Source organism: Actinacidiphila sp. DG2A-62 (genome assembly GCF_035825295.1).
Classification (GTDB): Bacteria; Actinomycetota; Actinomycetes; order Streptomycetales; family Streptomycetaceae; genus Actinacidiphila.
This window is the reverse complement of record NZ_JAYMGI010000002.1, coordinates 7,420,146-7,438,302: the sequence shown is the minus strand read 5'-3', so window position 1 is coordinate 7,438,302 and position 18,157 is coordinate 7,420,146. Positions and strand designations below refer to the sequence as shown.

Below are 18,157 nucleotides of genomic sequence, written 5' to 3'. Positions count from 1 at the left end.
GGCTGCCGGCCGCTCGCCGTGACCGGGAGCTACGGCGCCGGGCCCGCCGTCGCCACCCAGCGCTGCCCGCCCACGGCGCGCCGCCGCCGGCGCTCCCTCCCTCAGCATCACGGCTCGCGTCGCGCGGGGCCCCGCAGGCGCCGGGCCCGCCCCGCGGGTTCACCGGATCGAGCGCGCCGACCGCCGCCGAACGGTCCCTCCGTGGCTGCGCCCACCGCGCGTCGCGGCGAGCTTCTCCGCGGAGCACGCGCGTCCCGCTGACGCGGCCGGCAGGAGCCGCCGCCGACGCTGACGTCACCCGCGTCGGGCGGCTTCCTCCGCGGTGGTCACAGCGCTCTCGCCTGTTCCAGCAGCGAGCGCAGGCGGCGGCCGTCCGCGGCGACCGCCGTCACCAGCACGGCCCGCCCGGGGCCGTCGATGCCGGGCAGGGCCAGCGGGGTGCGGGCGGCGCGGCCGTGCCCGCCGGCGTCGAGCAGCGCGGGCGTGTCCGGCGCCGAAGGCCCCGGCGCGGAAGGCCCCGGCGCGGGGGGCCCGACGAGCAGGAGCTGGCCGACGGCGCGGTAGCCGGCGAGACCCGCGGGACCGTCCCAGCCGGGCGCGGCGCCGGGGCCGAAGGAGACCTCCTGGTCGAGCAGGGTGCGGCCGGCCACCCGCACGGTCAGCCGCGACGTCAGGCGGCCGGAGGTCTCCCGGTGCCGGCCGAGGATCTGTTCCTCGCGCAGCACCAGGCGCGCGGTGGGGGCGAGGTCGACGACGGTGGTCATCCGCAGGTCGCTGCCGCGGGCGGCGATCACCGGTTCGGGCAGCCAGCGCAGTTCCGCCCCCGGCCCGACGGCCAGCCGCACCTCGTACGCCGCCGGGTCCTGTTCGCGGCCGGGCAGCGAGACGGTCGCGGCGGCCGAGCCGACCGTCAGCCGCGCGTCCGCGGCGACCTCGGCCTCGATCCGCAGCCGGTCGCCGCCGAGCGGCGCGCTCATCGCGCCGACGACGGTGACCGCCGCGCCCGCTCCGTGCGCGCGGGTCCTGCGCAGGGCGAGCGGACCGTCCCCGGCGAGCAGCGGCAGCGCGGTGCTGTCGCCGGGGCCCGCCGCGACCGCCCTGATCCGCGCGGTCGCGCGGACGCCGCTCAGTGCGCCCACGCGGCGAGCCGTTCGCGCACCCAGGCCGCGATCGGCGCGATGCCGTCGCCGCGGTTGACGGAGGTGAACACCACCGGCAGGTCACCGCGCTGGTCCGCGGCGTCGCGCGCCATGCGGTCCAGGTCGGCGCCGACGTACGGGGCGAGGTCGACCTTGTTGATCACGAGCAGGTCGGCGGTGGTGACGCCGGGGCCGCCCTTGCGGGGGATGTCGTCGCCGCCGGCCACGTCGATCACGAAGATCTGCGCGTCGGCCAGGCCCTTGGAGAAGGTGGCGGTCAGATTGTCGCCGCCGGACTCCACCAGCACCAGGTCCAGCCGGCCGGCGGCGCTCTCCAGATCCTCGACGGCTTCGAGGTTGGCCGAGATGTCGTCGCGGATCGCGGTGTGCGGGCACGCGCCGGTCTCGACCGCGGTGATCCGCTCCGGCGGCAGGACAGCGGCCCGCAGCAGGAATTCGGCGTCCTCGCGCGTGTAGATGTCGTTGGTGACGACGCCGATGCCGATCTCGTCGCGCAGCGTCCGGCACAGGGCGGCGACGGTCGCCGTCTTGCCGGAGCCGACCGGGCCGCCGAGCCCGATGCGCAGCGCGCGCGGGCCGGGCGTCGCGGTGTGGGCGTACCGCTGGGGGAAGACCTCGGGGTGGTCCAGGTGCATGGCGGCTCCTTCGGCCGGGGGACGGCGTGTCCGGCGCTGCCGGCACGGGGGGTGGGGCGGCTCCGCGGGGCCACGGAGGGTGGAGCGGCTCCGCGGGGCCACGGCGGGGTGCGGCGGCCGGAGCCGGACGCCTTGACCTGCCGGCCCGCCCGGCCCGCCCGGGCCTCCCGGACCGCCCGGGAGGTCATGAGGCGAACAGCCGGACGGGCCGGGCGGCGTGCGCCTGCGCGGCGATGTCGAGGATCGGCGCGGAGGCGGCCGGCAGCAGCGCGGTCTCGCCCTCGGCGACGGCGCGGACGGCGTGCCGTGCGGCCTCGCGGGCGACCTGGTCGATCTCGGGGGCGAGCCGAGCGAGGACCGCGGCGGCGTCGAAGGGGTCGAGGCCGAGCAGCCGGACCACCGCGGTGGCCGGCGAGCCGGCGCTGTCGTAGGCGGCGGCGTGGGCGGCGTCGGCCGGGCCGAGGCCGGCCGCCCGGGCGGTCGCGCCGAGCACCACCGGCTGGTGCGCCCCGCGCGGCCGTGCGGCGGCCAGGCGGTCGAGGGCGGGGTCGGGCCACGCCGTCCGGGCGGCCCGCATCAGCTGCCGGCCGAGTCGCCGGGAGACCTCGCGCAGCGCGGCCGAGGGCGTCCTGGCGTCGCAGGCCTCGTCGAGCGCGAGGAGGTCGCCGCCTGCGGTCGCCGCCGCGGCCAGTGCGGCGGCGACCAGTCCTTGGGTGTGCAGCCTTCCCCGGCAGAAGTCCGCGAGCGTGGCGGCGTCACGGATCCGTCCGTCGACGACCGCCGCCTCCGCGCCGCCCGAGTGCGCGTGGCCGCCGGCCGGGAAGCGTCCGTCGGCGAGCAGCAGCAGGGCGGTCCGGGCGTCGGCCACCGCGTCCGCCGACGCCGCGCCGTCAGGCGTCCCGCGCGCCATCAGAAGAGGAAGTACCGCTGGGCCATGGGGAGTTCGGCGACCGGAGCCGGCTCCACCACCTCGCCGTCGATGCGCACCGTGAAGGTGTCGGCGTCGACCTCGACCCGCGGCAGGGCGTCGTTCTCGCGCATGTCGGCCTTGGTCACCTCCCTGGTGCTGTGGATCGCGGTGAACGCCTTGCCCAGGCCCAGGCGTTCGGGCAGCGCGGCGTCGATCGCCGCGCTGGTGACGAAGTTGACGGAGTTCGCCGCGGGGGCCGCGCCCACGCCGCCGAACATCGGCCGCGGCAGCACGGGTTGGGGTGTGGGGATGGAGGCGTTCGCGTCGCCCATCTGCGCGTAGGCGATCTGCCCGCCCTTGATGACCAGGTGCGGTTTGACTCCGAAGAACGCCGGCGACCACAGCACCAGGTCGGCGAGCTTCCCGGTCTCGACGGAGCCGACCTCGGCGTCGATGCCCTGGGCGACGGCGGGGTTGATGGTGTACTTGGCGACGTACCTGCGGGCGCGGTGGTTGTCCGCGCGGCCGTCGCCCGGCAGCGCGCCGCGGCGGCGCTTCATCACGTGCGCGGTCTGCCAGGTGCGCAGCGCGATCTCGCCGATGCGGCCCATCGCCTGGGAGTCGGAGCTGATGATGCTGATCGCGCCGAGGTCGTGCAGGGCGTCCTCGGCGGCGATGGTCGAGGGCCGGATGCGGGACTCGGCGAAGGCGAGGTCCTCGGGCACGGCGGGGTTCAGGTGGTGGCAGACCATCAGCATGTCGAGGTGCTCCTCGACGGTGTTGAGGGTGTGCGGCCGGGTGGGGTTGGTGGACGAGGGCAGCACGTTGGGGTGGGAGACCACGGTGATGATGTCCGGCGCGTGGCCGCCGCCCGCGCCCTCGGTGTGGTACGCGTGGATGCCGCGTCCGGCGATCGCGGCGAGGGTGTCCTCGACGAACCCCGCCTCGTTCAGGGTGTCGGTGTGGATGGCGAGTTGCGCCCCGGTCTCGTCGCACACCGTCAGGCACGCGTCGATGGCCGCCGGGGTGGCCCCCCAGTCCTCGTGGATCTTGAACCCGATCGCCCCGCCGGCGAGTTGGGCGTGCATCGCGGCACGGCTGACGGTGTTCCCCTTGCCGAGCAGGCCGACGTTGACCGGGTACGCCTCCAGGGCCGCGAACATCCGGGCCAGGTGCCAGCCGCCGGGTGTGACGGTGGTGGCCTTGGTGCCCTCGGCGGGTCCGGTGCCGCCGCCGATCACGGTGGTGACGCCGGACGCCAGCGCCTGGTGCATCAGGGTCGGGGAGATGAAGTGCACGTGGGCGTCGATCGTGCCCGCGGTCAGGATCAGGCCGTTGCCGGCGATGACCTCGGTCTCGGGGCCGATGACCAGACGGGGGTGGACCCCGTCCATGGTCTCCGGGTTGCCGGCCTTGCCGAGAGCGGTGATGCGGCCGTCGGCGATCCCGACGTCGGCCTTGACCACGCCCCAGTGGTCCAGGACGACCGCGCCGGTGATCACCGTGTCGGGTGCGCCCTCGGCGCGGGTGGCGCGGCCCTGGCCCATCGACTCGCGGATGACCTTGCCGCCGCCGAAGACGGCCTCGTCGCCGGCCAGGCCCGGGCCGCCCGCCAGGTCGCGTTCGACCTCGACGACCAGGTCGGTGTCGGCGAGCCTGACCCGGTCGCCGGTGGTGGGCCCGTACAGGTCGGCGTATACGGCGCGGGACAGTTCAGCCATCGAGGGGGCCTCCGGTCTCGCCGCGCAGGCCCGCCACGACGCGCGCCCCGGCGATCGGCACCAGCTCGACCTCCGCGGGGATGCCCGGCTCGAAGCGGACGGCGGTGCCGGCCGCGATGTTCAGCCGCAGGCCGCGGGCGGCCGCGCGGTCGAACCGCAGGCCGGGGTTGGCCTCGGCGAAGTGGTAGTGGGAACCGACCTGGACCGGCCGGTCGGCGGTGTTCAGCACGGTCAGCCGGGCGACCGGGCGGTCCGCGTTCAGCACGACCGGTCCGTCGCCGTGAAGGATCTCTCCGGGGATCACGGCGGCCCTCAGACGATCGGCTCGTGGACGGTGACGAGCTTGGTGCCGTCCGGGAAGGTGGCCTCCACCTGCACGTCGTGGATCATCTCCGCGATGCCGTCGATGACGTCGGCGCGGCTGAGGACGGTGCGCCCGGAGGCCATCAGCTCGGCGACGGTGCGGCCGTCGCGGGCGCCCTCCAGCACGTGGGCGGTGATGAGGGCCACCGCCTCGGGGTGGTTGAGCCGCAGGCCGCGGGCCCGGCGGCGTTCGGCCACGTCGGCCGCGACGTGGATGAGCAGGCGCTCCTGCTCGTGGGGGGTCAACTGCACTGCCGCACCTCACCGTGGTCGGGTGGGGCGACAGTAGTTTGCGGCGGTTTCGGCCGCGTTAACCGCTGTTACAGCGGCTCGCACAATGACGGCGGCCGCCCACGCGGGCGGCGCTGGTTTCCCTCGTGCCGGCGCCGGAGCCATTACGGGTCCGGCCCGCGTGGCGGCTGGGACCGGGCCGCGGATCGGACGGTAATGGGGTGTGCAGACCTTTCTCCCCTACCCCGGCTTCACCGCCTCCGCCGACGTCCTGGACGCCCGCCGCCTGGGCAAGCAGCGGGTCGAGGCCATCCAGGTGCTGCGCGGCCTGACCGTCCCCGGCTACGGCTGGCGCCACCACCCGGCGGTGCGGATGTGGGCCGGTTACGAGGAGGCGCTGGTGCGGTACGGCCTCGACGTGTGCGCGGTGTGGACGGCCACCGGCCGGGCCGACACCTGCGCCGCGACTCTCCTCGCCGATCTCGCCGCCCACCGGGCCGGTGCGGCGCCGCCGCGCGAGCAGGCGGAGCTGGCCGCCGCCGGCGAACTGCCGCCGTGGCTGGGCGACCCGGCGTTCCACCGCAGCCACCGCTCCGCCCTGCTCACCCGCGCCCCCGCCCACTACGGGCCGCTGTTCCCCGGCACTCCCCCGGACCTGCCCTACGTCTGGCCGGCCACCGACCGCCCCTGGGCCCTGCCGAGGTAGCGGCCGGCAGGGACCCCGGGGGCGGTGCGGCCGCACCGCCCCCGCAGGGCGCGGTTCAGACGCCGGTGACGGTCCACTGGTTGTTGGTGCTGCCGTTGGGCGCCCACAGCACGGTGGTGGCGCCGGCCGCGGTGCTGCCGGCGCCGTCGAGAGCGGTGCCGGTGCCGCGGTTGACGATCCGGTAGCGGCCGTTGCCGAGGTCGGTGAGCGACCACTGCTGGTTGTTGCCGCCGTTCCAGTTCGTCTGCCGCGCGGGCGCGCCGTTGGCGGTGTCGCCCCAGCTGTCGGCCACCATGCCGTTGGTGCGGTTGACGATGCGGTGGTAGCCGTTGCCGAGGTCCACCAGCTGCCACTGCAGGTTGGTGCTGCCGTCGTAGGTCCACTGCTTGAGGTTGGAGCCCGAGGCGACGTTGCCGCCGCTGTCGAGCACCAGCCCGCTGGTGGCGTTGGCGATCTTCACGTACCCGGTGCCGGTCCCGCCGCCGCCCAGCGGCGGGATCTGGCCGGAGAAGGTGAGCTTGACCGTGTACGCCAGGGCGCTGAAGGGCGCGCCGGAGGACGGCATGGCCAGGTGCAGGCCGGAGGCGTCCTGGGTCGGCGCGGGCAGGCCGATGTAGCTGCCGGCGGTGTCGTCCAGCAGCTGGGCGCTGGTCAGGCCGCTGATGTCGAACTGGCGGGAGTTGAGGGTCGAGATGGTCATGGTGCCGCCCTGCCAGCCCAGCGAGGTGGCGTAGAGCACCTTGTCGTCCTGACTGCGGGTGAACCGGACGTCCTGCGCGACACCGGCCTTGGGGCCGCTGAACGAGCCGCCGCCCATCGCGGTGGGGCCCTCGCCGTAGCTGCTCCAGGCGCGGGTGCCGTAGATCGCCTCTCCGAAGCGGCCGAGCCAGTCGCCCATCCCGCGCAGGACGTTCTGCTGACCGGCGGGGATGGTCCCGTCGGCCATGGGGGCGATGTTGAGCAGCATGGTGCCGCCCTTGCTGGTCCGGTCGATCAGCGCGTGCAGCAGGGCCTGCGTGGTGTAGTAGCCGATGCCGTTCGTGTAGCACCAGCTGGACGAGGAGACGCTGTCGTCGGTCAGCCAGTAGGGCGTCATGAGGCCGGAGGGTCCGCCGCGTTCGAAGTCGAAGACCTCGCCCTTGTCGTCCAGGCCGTCCTTGTAGGTCGCGACGACGTCCCTGTTCCAGGAGACGGCCTTGTTGTAGTAGTACGCCAGGAACTGCAGCCGGTAGGACTCCTGCACCAGTCCGAGGTCGAAGTCCTGCCAGATCAGGTCCGGTTGGTAGCCGTCGATGACCTCGATCAGCTTGTCGTACCAGAGCTGGTTCTCCGCGGCCGTGCCCTGCTGCCCGTACAGGACGCGCAGCGTGGCGTCCGACTGGTACGGCACGTGGTCGTAGTAGCCGTTGAAGTGGTAGGCGTGGTGCAGCGACGCCATGAACTTCAGCCCCTGGCCCCGGATGGCCTGCGCGTGCAGGTCGACCAGGTCGAGCTTCGGGCCGTGCTGCACGGAGTTCCACGGGTTGGACCTGCTGTTCCACAGGGAGAACCCGTCGTGGTGCTCGGCGACGGGGCCGGCGAATCTCGCGCCCGCCGCCTTGAACAGCCGCGCCCACGCGTCGGGGTCGAAGGCGCCGCCGGCGGAGGCCAGTCTGGGGGCGAACTGCACGAAGGCACCGCTCTTGTCGCGGGCGCCGTCGATGAAGTTGTGGTACGGCCAGACCGACGGGTCGCCGTAGGTGGCGATGTGGTGGCTGTTCTCGGCCGACCCGCCGATGTACATGTTGCGCGGGTACCACTCGTTGCCGAAGGCGGGGACGCTGAAGACGCCCCAGTGGTAGTAGATGCCGAACTTGGCGTCCTTAAACCAGGCCGGGGCCGGAGGGTGCTGGTCCACCGACGACCAGCTCGCGGTGTAGCTGCCGGGGCCGTCGGTCGCGGCGGCCCCGGGCGCGAACCGCAGCAGGCCGACGGCGGAGCCCGCGCCGGCCGCCGCCAGCAGCCGGCGCTGGCTGATCGGGTGCGGGGAGGGGGACATGGGAGCCCTTTCAGGTCGGTTGACGGAAACTGCGAGGGGGACGCGGCCGGCCGGGGCCGTCAGCCGCGCGTCCACTGCTGGTTGCCGCCGCCGTTGCAGGTCCACAGCTCCAGCAGGGTGCCGTTGCCCGTTCCGTTGCCGGTGGCGTCCAGGCACAGTCCGGACTGATTGCCGGTGACGGTGCCGTCGGCGTTGAACGTCCACTTCTGGTTGGCGCCGCCGTTGCAGGTGTAGATGTCGACCTTGGTGCCGGCGCCGGTGCCCTGGTTCGCGGCGTCCAGGCAGGAGCCGCCGTAGACCCGCAGTTCGCCGGCCGCGGTGCTGGTCCACTGCTGGTTGCCGCCGCCGTTGCAGTCCCACAGCTCGACCTGGGTGCCGTTGGTCTGCGACTGGTTGGGCACGTCCACGCACCGCCCGGAGGCGACGCCGGTGATCGGGCCGCTCGTGCCGCCGCCCGTGCCGCCCGGGCCGGGGGTGACGGACAGGTTGTCGAACTGCGCCGTCTCGCCCTGGCTGGTGGCGTAGCCGACCTGGCCGGCGGCGTAGCCGTAGTCGCTCGCCGACCCCACGGCGGCGCCGTCGATCGAGGCGGTGATGGTGCTGCCGAAGAACGCGAGGGACAGGGCGTGCCACCGGTTGGTGCCCAGCGCCGCGGTGGTGCCGTGGGCCAGCGTGGTCACCGTGCCGCCGGTGTCGGAGCTGAGGATCGACCAGGCGCCGCTGTCGCTGACCCGCAGGTGGTAGGCGTTCAGGCCCGCCGCCCCGCTGTAGCTCTGCGTGTTGGCGCGGCCGAGCAGTTCGGCGTACCCGGACTTCTCCAGCAGCACGTCGGAGGAGACGGTATAGTTGCCCCAGTTGAGGTCCCCGAGCATGGTGTGGGGGTCGGTCAGCGGGTCCCAGGTGATCGGGGCCTGCGCGCTCATCTGGCGTACGCACATGCCGCTGCGGCCGCCGCCGCAGGCGACGACCTCGAAGGCGCCCTGCCAGTCCATGAGGTACTTCGCCTCGGTGCCCGCGGTGTCGCCGTCGAAGGAGTCGCTGTACGGCAGGCTCATGGCGCTCCGGGCCGGTCCGGTCGCGGTGCCCTTGCCCTGGCCGGTCGTGGTGGTGACGGTGTAGACCCGGCCGGGCTGCACGGTGAGGCTGAAGGCGCCGCCGGACGGGGTGATGTCGGCGGAGTGCACGAAGTAGTCCGCCGGGTTGCCGGAGTTGACGTCGGTCGACCACACGTGCACCGTCCCGGTGGACAGTCCCCCGGTGACGCTGAAGTTCAGCGTCTGGGCGGCGCTCGCGTCCATCGTCTCGATGACCGTGGAGTAGTCCGTCTTGTTCGTCGACTTCAGGGACACGTAGCTGCCGTTGTTGCGGTTGCCGCCGATGTACCCGCTGGAGGAGTCGAGGTACTGCCAGCCCGGCGCGGTGAACTGGCTGGTCTGCGCCATCACCCAGGCGCTCTTGCCGATCGCGTAGTAGCCGGACCACGGCTGCGGCGTGAGCGCCAGTCCCATGGTGGGGTACGGGATGTTCGGCGTGATCGCGGCGACCACGGGCCAGTTGATGTACGCCGTCATCCGGCCGTCGATGTAGCCGCGGTTGATGCCGCGGGCCATCGCGTTCGCCCCGGCGTTGTAGTCGTCGGAGCCGTTCTCGCTGGCCCACAGTTGTTTGCCGGAGGACGTGGCGGACGACGGCACGGTGCAGCTGGTCTGGGCGGACCGGTAGCCGCAGGGGTAGTGGGTGCCGATGATGTCGACCGCGGAGGCGAAGGCCGCGTTGGAGTCCACGTCGCCCGCGACGGTCCAGTCGGAGTCGGCCGCGACGATCTTGACCGAGCCGTAGCCGTTGCTGTTGAGGGCGCTGCGCAACTGCTCGTACCAGGAGATGTTGTAGCCGCGCTCGTTCCAGCCGCCGAGGTAGTCGATGGTCAGCCCGTGCTGCTTGGCGCACCCCAGCCAGGAGACCACGTAGCCGATCATGTCGGTGGACCAGAAGGTGCCGTTGCCGATCCAGCCGGGCGCGCCCCAGGCGAGCCCGTACAGCTTGATGTTCGGGTTGCGGGCCTTGGCCTGCTCCATCAGCCACCACTCGTAGCCGCGGTTGCAGTTCAGGTCGCCCCTGGTGTGCTCGTGGCTGGGCTCGGCGCCGGAGGTGGAGTTGGTGTCGCCGCCGATCTCCGCCTTGAGGATCTGCAGCGAGGCGCCGTAGCCGGGGCGGAACAGGTAGTCCAGGATCTGGGCGCGCTGGGGCTCGGGGTAGTCGATCAGCAGGCGGCTGTTGCCGCCCCCGCCGCTGATCGCGCCGACGCCGTCGAAGGTGCGGCCGGCCGACGAGCCGTTGATCGTCACGGAGGTGGCGGCCTGGGCGGGTTGGGCGACGGTGGCCACGATGCCGCCGGCGGCCATGACGAGGCCCGCGATCACGGCCGTCGAGGTGCGTAGTCGCCGGAACAGCCGGCTGAGTGCTGACACGGTGGTGTCCTTTCGGGGTGGGGTGTCCTGCTGCCGGTGCCGGGAGAGGCGCGCCCGCGCGGGTCCGCGGGCGCGGGGTCGGGTCAGCGGTAGCCGGCCGCGACGATGTCGGCCTGCACCGCGTTGTCCGTCGCGTCGGACGGGTATCCCGCGACGACGGCCCCTTCGTAGAAGGTGCCGGCGCTGAGGTTGGCGCCGCCGCCGGGCTTGCAGCAGTCGCCGCCGCTGCCCAGGACGATGGCCCCCTGCTTCTTCATCGGGCTGTAGCCGCTGGGCAGTGCGCCGTCCCACAGCGTGGTCAGGCTGCCGGACTGCGCGTCGCCGCCCTTGAGGGCGAACCGGGACGTGCCGTTGTTCTTCAGCATCGCGGTGACGAACGTGCTCGGGAAGGCGCGCTGGCCGGGGTTCCAGGACTGGCTGCCGCCGGAGTACAGGCCCCATTCCAGGTCCGCCTGGACCCAGGGGCCGCTGCCCGAGCAGCCGCCGAACCAGCACTCGGTGCCGAAGTTGATCGCGTCCATGGCTCCGGCCGCGTCGGCCTTGCGGTCGGTCTCGCTGTTGCCGTAGTCGAAGCAGCAGCCGCTGTTGACGTGGGTGCCGCTGGTGACCATGTACGCGCCCTCGGGGGCGCTGCCGGTGGGCACGCCCGTCAGGTGGCCGTCCCGCCAGTAGCTGTTGCCGGGGTTGATGTACAGCGAGTACGCCTTCGTCCCGCCGGCCGTCAGCGACTCCGAGGTCGCCTTCGCGGGGCTGCTCTGGCTCGACCCGGGCACCTGGGCCGAGCCCTGGTACCACAGGTCGTTGCCGTGGCCGGACTGGTCGTAGACCACCGTGATCACGCACGAGGTCCCCGCGCAGAACGCGTCCTGCGCGGCGGCGTCGGCGTAGCCGCCCGCCGTCAGCACCCCGATGTCCCTGGTGGTGTTGTCCGATGAGCGCCTGACCTGGTAGAGGCTGCCGCCGTAGGAGCTGTAGAGCGCCCGGACCGTGCTGTGCGCGGCCACGCACGGCGTGCCGCCCGCGGCGTAGATGTCGCAGGAGTGCGAGCCGCCGGCCGGCGGGGTGGTGGGCGGCGTCGTCGTCGACGCCGTGCTCCACTTCTGGTTGCTCTGGCCGTTGCAGGTCCACAGGACGACGGCGGTGCCGGCGGCGGTGGCCGCGCCGTCGACGTCCAGGCACAGCCCGGACTGCACGCCGGTGACGGTGCCGTCGGCGTTGTGCCGCCACTGCTGGTTGGCCTGGCCGTTGCAGGTCCAGATGATCACCGGCGTCCCCGGTGCGGTCCGGCCGCCCGAGGCGTCCACGCAGCGGGTGCCGCCCAGCGTCCGCAGCTCACCCGCCGAGGTGAGGTCGAACGCCTGGTTGGCCTGGCCGTTGCAGTCCCAGATCTCCAGGGTGCTGCCGGGTGTGTCGACGTTGCCCTTGACGTCCAGACAGCGTCCCGAGGCCGTGCTCACCAGCGGTGCGGCCGCCGCCGACGCCGGCGCCGACCACGTCAGCGCGGTCGCCAGCAGCGTGGCGAGCAGCGCCGTCACACAGGCGGCGGCTGTCGCCGGGAAGCGGCGCCGGCCCGCCGCCGGTGAGCGGCGTTTCCTCGCCGCCGTGGTGGGAGGTGGAACGGGTGAAGGCTGCATGGTCCAGTTCTCCGGATGTGTGTGTGGGGGGAAGACGACGCGGGGCGTGGCCGTTCGGGGGGATGTGCGTGCGGGGGCGGCGGGCGCGCCGGCGGCCCGCGCGGGATCACGGGAATCACGGGGATCACAGGGGTTCGGAGCGGCCGCTGTTAGCGCTCACCCAGGGTGGGCGGCTGCTCCTGGCCTCGTGGGCGGGGGCGGGGACGGGGCTCGTTCTCCGGTGCTCAGGACACCGGCAGCGCCGTCCACTGCTGGTTGGCGCCGCCGTTGCAGTCCCACAGGACCAGCTGGGTGCCGTCGGTGGCGGACAGGTTGGGGTCGTCCAGGCAGCGCCCGGACACCGGGTTGCGGTATCCGCCGTTGTAGGCCTGCCACTGCTGGTTCGTCCCGCCGTTGCAGTCCCACAGCTCGATCTTGGTGCCGTCGGCCGTGCCGCGGCCGGTGGCGTCCAGGCACTTGCCCAGCGCCCGCAGGGTGCCGTCGGTCCTCGCGGACCACGTCTGTCCGGCCGAGCCGTTGCAGGTCCAGATGTCCGCGGGCGTCCCGTCGGCGCTGTCGCCGCCGTTGACGTCGAGGCACTTGCCCGCGATGCCGGAGCGCACCTGCCCGGCCGCGGCGGAGCCCGGCGGTCTGATCCAGCCCGCCGCGTCCGCGGCCTGCACCGCGGCGTTGAAGGCGTCCGCCATCTTGCGGTAGCCGTTGTCGTTGGGATGCAGCTGGTCGGCCAGGTCCGCGGTCGTCACCGCGCTCATGTCCACCAGGCTCACGTGCTTGCCCGCGGCCTGCTCGCCCTGCACGATCGCGGGCAGCGCGGCGTTGAACCCCGGCCGGACGGCCTCCTCGGTGCCGCTGGTGGAGACGATGACGGTGCCCACCAGGACGGTCGTGGCGGGGACGTCCCGGGTGATCTGGTCGATGAGCGACCTGAGCCGGTCGGGGGCGGTGGAGACCTGGTAGTTGCCGTTCAGGTCGTTGGTGCCGATCTCCAGCGTGACCACGTTGGGCTGGTAGGCGGCCAGGACGGAGTCGGCGATGCCGGCTATCTGGTCGATGCGCCAGCCGGAGTGGCCCTCGTTGTCCGGGTCGGACATGGTGCCGCCGCGCAGCGAGCCGACGAAGTCCTGCGCGTGGCCCTCCGCCGCGAGGTCGTTGTAGAGGTAGCCCCGGTAGCCGTTCCCGGACGGGCTGGCGTAGCCCCAGGTGATCGAGTCGCCCAGCGGCATCAGCCGCAGGGCGGTGGCCGTGGCCGCGGGGGCGGCGGCGGCCCGCGCACCGGTGGTCGCGGCTGCCGCCGGCAGGGCCGCGCCCGCGCCGAGCGCCGCGGCCAGGGCCGCCGCCAGGAGGGCGGAGTGCTTGTTCATCGGGATTCCTCACTGGTGGGGGACAGTGTGGTGGACGGCACGGGCCGCAGGGTCCGTGCGAGGTGCGCTCCGGTCGGCGTTAGCGCTCACATGTGCGCCTCGTACGGCACCGCTGTGACGTCGGATTGCTGAGAGGTTTCGGGGTGAGACGGTGCTCTCACTCCCGAGGGTCTGTCAAGAGTGCGACAGCACGGTCCCGGCCGCGAGAGGCCGGCGGCGCGGGGCACGCACCCCCGCGTTCCGGACGATCGACGTGGCGCACGCGAGAAGGGTTGACAGGGCCTGCGGGGTGATGCACGCTGCGGCCGGTGTCAGTACGACACATCAGCTCTCCCTCCCCACCATGAGTCGCACAGGAGAGAGCATCTGTTAACGCTCACAGGTCTGGACCACAGCCTCATCCTCGGCCGTCCGCGAACCGCACCGCCCCGTGCACCCCCCCCCCCCCCCCCGCGGACCGGCGGCTCCTCGGTTCCCCCCACGACGAAAGAGGACAGATGAGACGCAGAACCCTGCTCATGCCGATGCTGTCGGCCCTGGCGCTCGTCCTGGCAGCCGTCGGAACCGCGCTCGGCGCCAACGCCGGTGCGGCCGCCCCGGCCGCCCCGGCGGCTCCCGCCGCAGCCACCGCCGGCTGCGGCAAGGCGCCGTCGCTGTCGAGCGGCAGCCACACGATCACCAGCGGCGGCCAGAACCGCAGCTACATCCTGCGGGTCCCCGCCGGCTACGACCAGAACCACCCCTACCGGCTGGTCCTCGGGTTCCACTGGGTGGGCGGCACCGCCGAGGACGTCGACTCCGGCGGCACCGACGGATACAACTGGTCCTACTACGGCCTGCGGCGGCTCGCGGACAACGACGGCAACGGAACCGTCTTCGTCGCCCCCCAGGGCCTCAACAACGGCTGGGCCAACACCAACGGCCAGGACGTCACCTTCGTCGACGACATGCTCAGGCAGATCGAGGGCGGCCTGTGCGTGGACACGGGCCAGGTGTTCTCCTCGGGCTTCAGCTACGGCGGCGCGATGACGTACGCGCTGGCCTGCGCCCGGCCGGCGGTCTTCCGCGCCGTCGCCGTGTACTCCGGCGCCAACCTGAGCGGGTGCGGCGGCGGCACCCAACCCGTCGCCTACATCGGGCTGCACGGCATCAGGGACAACGTCCTGCCGATCGCCGACGGGCGGGCGCTGCGCGACACGTTCGTCAGAAACGACGGCTGCACCCCGCAGAACCCGCCGGAGCCGGCGTACGGCAGCCTGACCCACATCGTCACCGCCTACTCCGGCTGCACGGCCGGACACCCCGTGGTGTGGGCGGCCTTCGACGGGGCCGGCCACGACCCGGGTCCCATCGACGGGTCCACCGGGGACGGCTGGCACACCTGGACCTCGGGCGTGGTGTGGGGCTTCTTCACCCAGTTCGGCGGCAGCGCTCCGCCCACCAGCACGCCGCCGACCACCCCGCCGTCCGGCGGCCAGGAGATCGTCGGCGCGCAGTCGGGGCGCTGCGTCGACGTGCCCGACGCCACGACGGCCGACGGCACGCAGACCGAGCTGTGGGACTGCAACGGCGGCGCCAACCAGCGGTGGACCTACACCTCGGGCAAGCAGCTCATGGTCTACGGCGACAAGTGCCTCGACGCCTCCGGCCAGGGGACGGGCAACGGCACCGCGGCGGTGATCTGGGACTGCAACGGCCAGGCCAACCAGCAGTGGAACCTCGCCGCGGACGGCTCGATCACCGGTGTGCAGTCCGGGCTGTGCCTCGACGCGTCCGGCCAGGCCACGGGCAACGGCACGAAGATCCAGTTGTGGAGCTGCAACGGGCAGGCCAACCAGCGCTGGAGCCTGCGGGGCTGAGCCGGGCGCCGGGGCCGGGCGCCTCCCCGCCCGGCCCCGGCCCTCGTCGTTCCGCCGCACGCCCCGGACGGCCGGGGGGGCGGGTGTCTCAGCCGAAGACGCGGCGCCGGATCTCGCGGCGGTAGTCCTGGAGGGTGTTGTCCAGGTGGACGGTGGCCGCCCGTGCCGCGGCCTCGGGGTCGCCGTCCCTGATCGCGCGGTGGATCGCCGCGTGCTCCGCGACGGCCTCCTCCGCATGTCCGCCGACCCTCCCGTGCAGCCCGATGACGCTGGACTGGCGCTGCAACCGCCTGGCCTCACGCACCGCGTCCACCAGGAACGGATTGTGCGAGGCCGCCGCGACGCCCAGATGGAAGGCGTCGTCGCCCCGGTCGAACACCTCGCGCCGATTGCTGAGATGGCCCTCCCGACAGGTCTGCGCAGCCGCCTCGATCGCCCGCAGCTCCGCCGGCGTGGCCCGCACCGCCGCCAACCGGCTCGCCGCGACCTCCTGCACCGTGCGGAACTCGAACAGGTCGTAGACGTGCTCCAGGTCGGTCGGGAGGAAGAACCCGCCCCACCGCGACGAACCGAGCATCCCCTCGTCGTCGGCCACGAAGAGGCCGCGGCCGCGCTGGGCGCGGACCCGGCCGATGGCGGACAGGATCTTGACCGCCTCGCGCACCACCGTCCGGCTGGTCCCCAGCCGCGACGCCAACTGGTTCTCGGTGGGCATCCGGTCACCGGGTACGAGGCGGAGCTCCACGATCAGCCGCAGGATCTCCTCGGCGACGAGTTCGTAGCCGGGGCGGTACGCCGCCGGGTCCGGCTCGGGCGCCTGCGTCGGTGCGGAGGCGCCGGGGCCCGCCGGTGCCGGGTCGCCGTCCACAGCGCGCGCCTCCTCCGTCGTCCGCCAGAGGCTCACACGATACGCGACCCTTCACCCGGCGTCGTGGCCCGCGCTCGGTCGCAGATCAGGCTTCGAGGGGCCGTCCCCGGCCGGTGCCGGCCGGGGACGGCCCGTGGGCGTGCGCGCCGGACGGCGGGCGCGCGGGGCGGACCGGGCCGGGGATCAGCCGCGGACCGCGGGCGGGTTCAGCTCCGGGTCCACTTCTGGTTGGTGGCTCCGGTGCACTGCCACAGCTGGACCAGCGTGCCGTTGGCGGTGCCGTCGCCGGCGGCGTCCAGGCACAGTCCGGACCTGACGTTGGTGATGCTGCCGTCGGAGTTGAGGTTCCACTGCTGGTTGGTCTGGCCGTTGCAGTCCCAGATGATCGCCCGGGTGCCGTTCGCCGTGCCGTTGGCCTCGTCGTCCAGGCACTTGTTGCCGTAGACCCGCAGTTCCTTGGCGCCGGTCAGGGCCCACTGCTGGTTCGACCCGCCGTTGCAGTCCCACAGCGCCACCTGGGTGCCGTTGGTCTGGCTGAGGTTCGGAACGTCCAGGCAGCGGTTGGCGTTGGTGTTGCGCAGCGCGCTGCCGGGAGGCGGGGTGGTGCCGTTGCCGCTGTAGCCGACGGCGGCGATGTCGGCCTGCACCGCGTTCTCGGTGGCGTCGGTGGGGAAGCCGGCGGTGATGGCGCCCTCGAAGAACTCGCCCTGGCCGGACACGCTGTTGTCGCCGCCGGTGCCCAGCAGCAGTGAGCTGTCGGTCTTCATCGGCGAGTAGCCGTTCGGCAGGCCCCCGGAGTAGGTGGTCGTCAGCCCCCCGCCGCCGGCGTTGCCGTATTTCAGCGTGAAGTTGCTGGTGCCGTTGTTCTTCTCCCAGGCGCTGACGAACGGGTAGTGCACGCCCTGGTTGTTGGGGTCCTTGTTCGAGCCGCTGCCGGTGTGGAACATGCCGTTCTCCAGGTCGGCCTCGACCCAGGGCCCGGTGCCCACGCAGTTGCCGAACCAGCAGGCGTTGCCCCAGTAGATGGCGTTCATGGTGGCGTTGCCGGTGTCGGTGTGCGAGTTCTCCCCGCTGCCGTAGTCGAAGCAGCACCACTGGTTGGTGAAGTTCGACGAGGTCACCATGTAGATGCCCTCGGGCTGGGAGCCGGTGGGGGCGCCGGAGGCGTGGTCGATCCGGTAGCCGGTGCCCTGGGTCGACTTGACGCCGAACACCGGGTGACCGTTGGCGGTGACCGGCAGGGCCGCGGCGTCGGCGCCGATGTCCGAACCGCCTGGCCCCGGGCCCTTCCAGTAGCCGCCCGTGGAGATGGGCAGGTCGTTGTGCCGGCTGGTCTGGTCGTAGATCTTGGTGATGGTGCACGAGGTGCCGGCGCAGAAGGACGTCTGGGACGACGCGTCGGCATAGTCGCCCGCGGCGAGCAGGCCCACGTCGTGGTAGGCGTGGTCGGACGCGCGCTGGACCTGGTAGAGCGGCCCGTCGTACGCCGCGAACAGCGCCCGGGTCGTGGAGTGCGCCGCGATGCACGGCGTACCGCCGGCCGCGTAGATGTCGCACGGCAGCGAGGACGCGGCGGCGGCGCCGGCGGTCGGCGCCGCGGCCCTCGCCGGGCCGCTCGCGGACGCACGCCCGCCGAACAGGGAGCCGGCCAGCGCCAGGGCGAGGACCAGCAGGAACAGGGCGAGCGGTCTCGCGCGCCGCAGGCCGGCGGGCCCGGTGATCGAGCGGTGGTGCATCGGAGCCTCCTTCGAGGAGAGACGTACGGGGACGGCGGGTCTCCCGCGGACCGGCTCGCGAGGCGGCGGCGCGCGGGGCGCGCGCACGCCGGGAACCAGCGGGTGCGCGGTCCGGGGCACGGCGCGGGTGCACGGCGCGGGTGCACGGTCCGGGGCACGGTCCGGGGCACGGCGCGGGTGCACGGTTCGGGTGCGCGGTCCGGGTGCACGGCGCGGGTGCGTGGGTGGTGTGCCGCGTGCACCCGTCCGCGCGTCGCCGGTGCGAGCGTCCGGGCACGACGGGTCAGGGCCTCGGCCGGGGCGGACGACCGTCCGGAGGCGGCACGGGACGTCCCGCGGGAGACTACGGCGGTGGCGGCGCGGTCAGAAGAAGGCCGGTCGCCGGCGCGGGACCCCCGCGGTGCCCGGCGGGTGAGGCGGATGGTCTGGCCCGGTCAGGGCCGGTCCTCGGGTCACAGGACACTCCT

General features: G+C 73.5%; 14 protein-coding genes. 2 read left to right on the top strand and 12 right to left on the bottom strand.

All coding sequences use genetic code 11. From position 1 onward, the window contains the following. Window positions 1-326 precede the first annotated feature (326 nt). From VSR01_RS33045 to VSR01_RS33020, 6 genes are all read right to left on the bottom strand, one after another. Window positions 327-1,139 carry an urease accessory protein UreD gene (locus tag VSR01_RS33045; protein WP_326452658.1) on the bottom strand — a complete coding sequence of 271 codons (813 nt, stop codon included), beginning with the start codon at window positions 1,137-1,139 and terminating at the stop codon, window positions 327-329. Beyond that, window positions 1,127-1,795, bottom strand: coding sequence for an urease accessory protein UreG (gene ureG / locus VSR01_RS33040; RefSeq protein WP_326452657.1), 669 nt, complete (start codon window positions 1,793-1,795; stop codon window positions 1,127-1,129). Before ureG ends, VSR01_RS33045 begins: the two co-directional genes overlap by 13 nt. A gap of 184 nt (window positions 1,796-1,979) precedes the next feature. Beyond that, window positions 1,980-2,705, bottom strand: coding sequence for an urease accessory protein UreF (locus VSR01_RS33035; RefSeq protein WP_326452656.1), 726 nt, complete (start codon window positions 2,703-2,705; stop codon window positions 1,980-1,982). Continuing rightward, window positions 2,705-4,426, bottom strand: coding sequence for an urease subunit alpha (locus VSR01_RS33030; RefSeq protein ID WP_326452655.1), 1,722 nt, complete (start codon window positions 4,424-4,426; stop codon window positions 2,705-2,707). The genes VSR01_RS33035 and VSR01_RS33030 overlap by 1 nt, the downstream gene beginning before the upstream one ends. After that, on the bottom strand, window positions 4,419-4,730 hold the full coding sequence (locus VSR01_RS33025; protein WP_326452654.1) for an urease subunit beta: 312 nt from the start codon (window positions 4,728-4,730) through the stop codon (window positions 4,419-4,421). The genes VSR01_RS33030 and VSR01_RS33025 overlap by 8 nt, the downstream gene beginning before the upstream one ends. Window positions 4,731-4,738: 8 nt before the next feature. Continuing rightward, window positions 4,739-5,041 (bottom strand): urease subunit gamma, encoded by a 303-nt coding sequence (locus VSR01_RS33020; protein WP_326452653.1) that lies wholly within the window; start codon window positions 5,039-5,041, stop codon window positions 4,739-4,741. Window positions 5,042-5,243: 202 nt separating this feature from the next. On the opposite strand from VSR01_RS33020, the gene VSR01_RS33015 reads away from it, so the two are divergent. Beyond that, complete coding sequence (locus VSR01_RS33015) at window positions 5,244-5,726, top strand: MSMEG_6728 family protein (protein ID WP_326452652.1); 483 nt, start codon at window positions 5,244-5,246, stop codon at window positions 5,724-5,726. 55 nt (window positions 5,727-5,781) lie between these two features. On the opposite strand, the gene VSR01_RS33010 is transcribed toward VSR01_RS33015, so the two are convergent. The 4 genes from VSR01_RS33010 to VSR01_RS32995 form a co-directional block, all read right to left on the bottom strand. Then, the gene (locus tag VSR01_RS33010) at window positions 5,782-7,764 is read right to left on the bottom strand and encodes an alpha-L-fucosidase (RefSeq protein WP_326452651.1); all 1,983 of its coding nucleotides are present in this window, start codon (window positions 7,762-7,764) and stop codon (window positions 5,782-5,784) included. Between the two features lie 59 nt (window positions 7,765-7,823). Further along, the gene (locus VSR01_RS33005; RefSeq protein ID WP_326452650.1) at window positions 7,824-10,232 is read right to left on the bottom strand and encodes a ricin-type beta-trefoil lectin domain protein; all 2,409 of its coding nucleotides are present in this window, start codon (window positions 10,230-10,232) and stop codon (window positions 7,824-7,826) included. 83 nt (window positions 10,233-10,315) lie between these two features. Continuing rightward, window positions 10,316-11,767 carry a lectin gene (locus tag VSR01_RS33000; RefSeq protein ID WP_326452649.1) on the bottom strand — a complete coding sequence of 484 codons (1,452 nt, stop codon included), beginning with the start codon at window positions 11,765-11,767 and terminating at the stop codon, window positions 10,316-10,318. A 323-nt stretch (window positions 11,768-12,090) separates the two neighbouring features. Next, window positions 12,091-13,227 carry a ricin-type beta-trefoil lectin domain protein gene (locus VSR01_RS32995; RefSeq protein ID WP_326452648.1) on the bottom strand — a complete coding sequence of 379 codons (1,137 nt, stop codon included), beginning with the start codon at window positions 13,225-13,227 and terminating at the stop codon, window positions 12,091-12,093. A gap of 497 nt (window positions 13,228-13,724) precedes the next feature. Between VSR01_RS32995 and VSR01_RS32990 the strand changes: the two genes are divergently transcribed. Next, on the top strand, window positions 13,725-15,086 hold the full coding sequence (locus VSR01_RS32990; protein WP_326452647.1) for a ricin-type beta-trefoil lectin domain protein: 1,362 nt from the start codon (window positions 13,725-13,727) through the stop codon (window positions 15,084-15,086). Window positions 15,087-15,174: 88 nt separating this feature from the next. Here VSR01_RS32990 and VSR01_RS32985 read toward each other — a convergent pair whose 3' ends face one another. Both VSR01_RS32985 and VSR01_RS32980 read right to left on the bottom strand, forming a co-directional pair. Beyond that, window positions 15,175-15,954: a FadR/GntR family transcriptional regulator gene (locus VSR01_RS32985; RefSeq protein WP_326452646.1), complete on the bottom strand. Its 780-nt coding sequence runs from the start codon at window positions 15,952-15,954 to the stop codon at window positions 15,175-15,177. A gap of 206 nt (window positions 15,955-16,160) precedes the next feature. Continuing rightward, window positions 16,161-17,690, bottom strand: coding sequence for an arabinofuranosidase catalytic domain-containing protein (locus tag VSR01_RS32980; RefSeq protein WP_326452645.1), 1,530 nt, complete (start codon window positions 17,688-17,690; stop codon window positions 16,161-16,163). Between the last annotated feature and the right edge of the window lie 467 nt (window positions 17,691-18,157).

Bases quoted from the DNA above. Each gene is read 5' to 3' on its own strand.
- ureG (WP_326452657.1), bottom strand. From the start codon at position 1,795: ATGCACCTGGACCACCCCGAGGTCTTCCCCCAGCGGTACGCCCACACC.
- VSR01_RS33035 (WP_326452656.1), bottom strand. From the start codon at position 2,705: ATGGCGCGCGGGACGCCTGACGGCGCGGCGTCGGCGGACGCGGTGGCC.
- VSR01_RS33030 (WP_326452655.1), bottom strand. From the start codon at position 4,426: ATGGCTGAACTGTCCCGCGCCGTATACGCCGACCTGTACGGGCCCACC.
- VSR01_RS33010 (WP_326452651.1), bottom strand. From the start codon at position 7,764: ATGTCCCCCTCCCCGCACCCGATCAGCCAGCGCCGGCTGCTGGCGGCG.
- VSR01_RS32995 (WP_326452648.1), bottom strand. From the start codon at position 13,227: ATGAACAAGCACTCCGCCCTCCTGGCGGCGGCCCTGGCCGCGGCGCTC.
- VSR01_RS32990 (WP_326452647.1), top strand. From the start codon at position 13,725: ATGAGACGCAGAACCCTGCTCATGCCGATGCTGTCGGCCCTGGCGCTC.
- VSR01_RS32980 (WP_326452645.1), bottom strand. From the start codon at position 17,690: ATGCACCACCGCTCGATCACCGGGCCCGCCGGCCTGCGGCGCGCGAGA.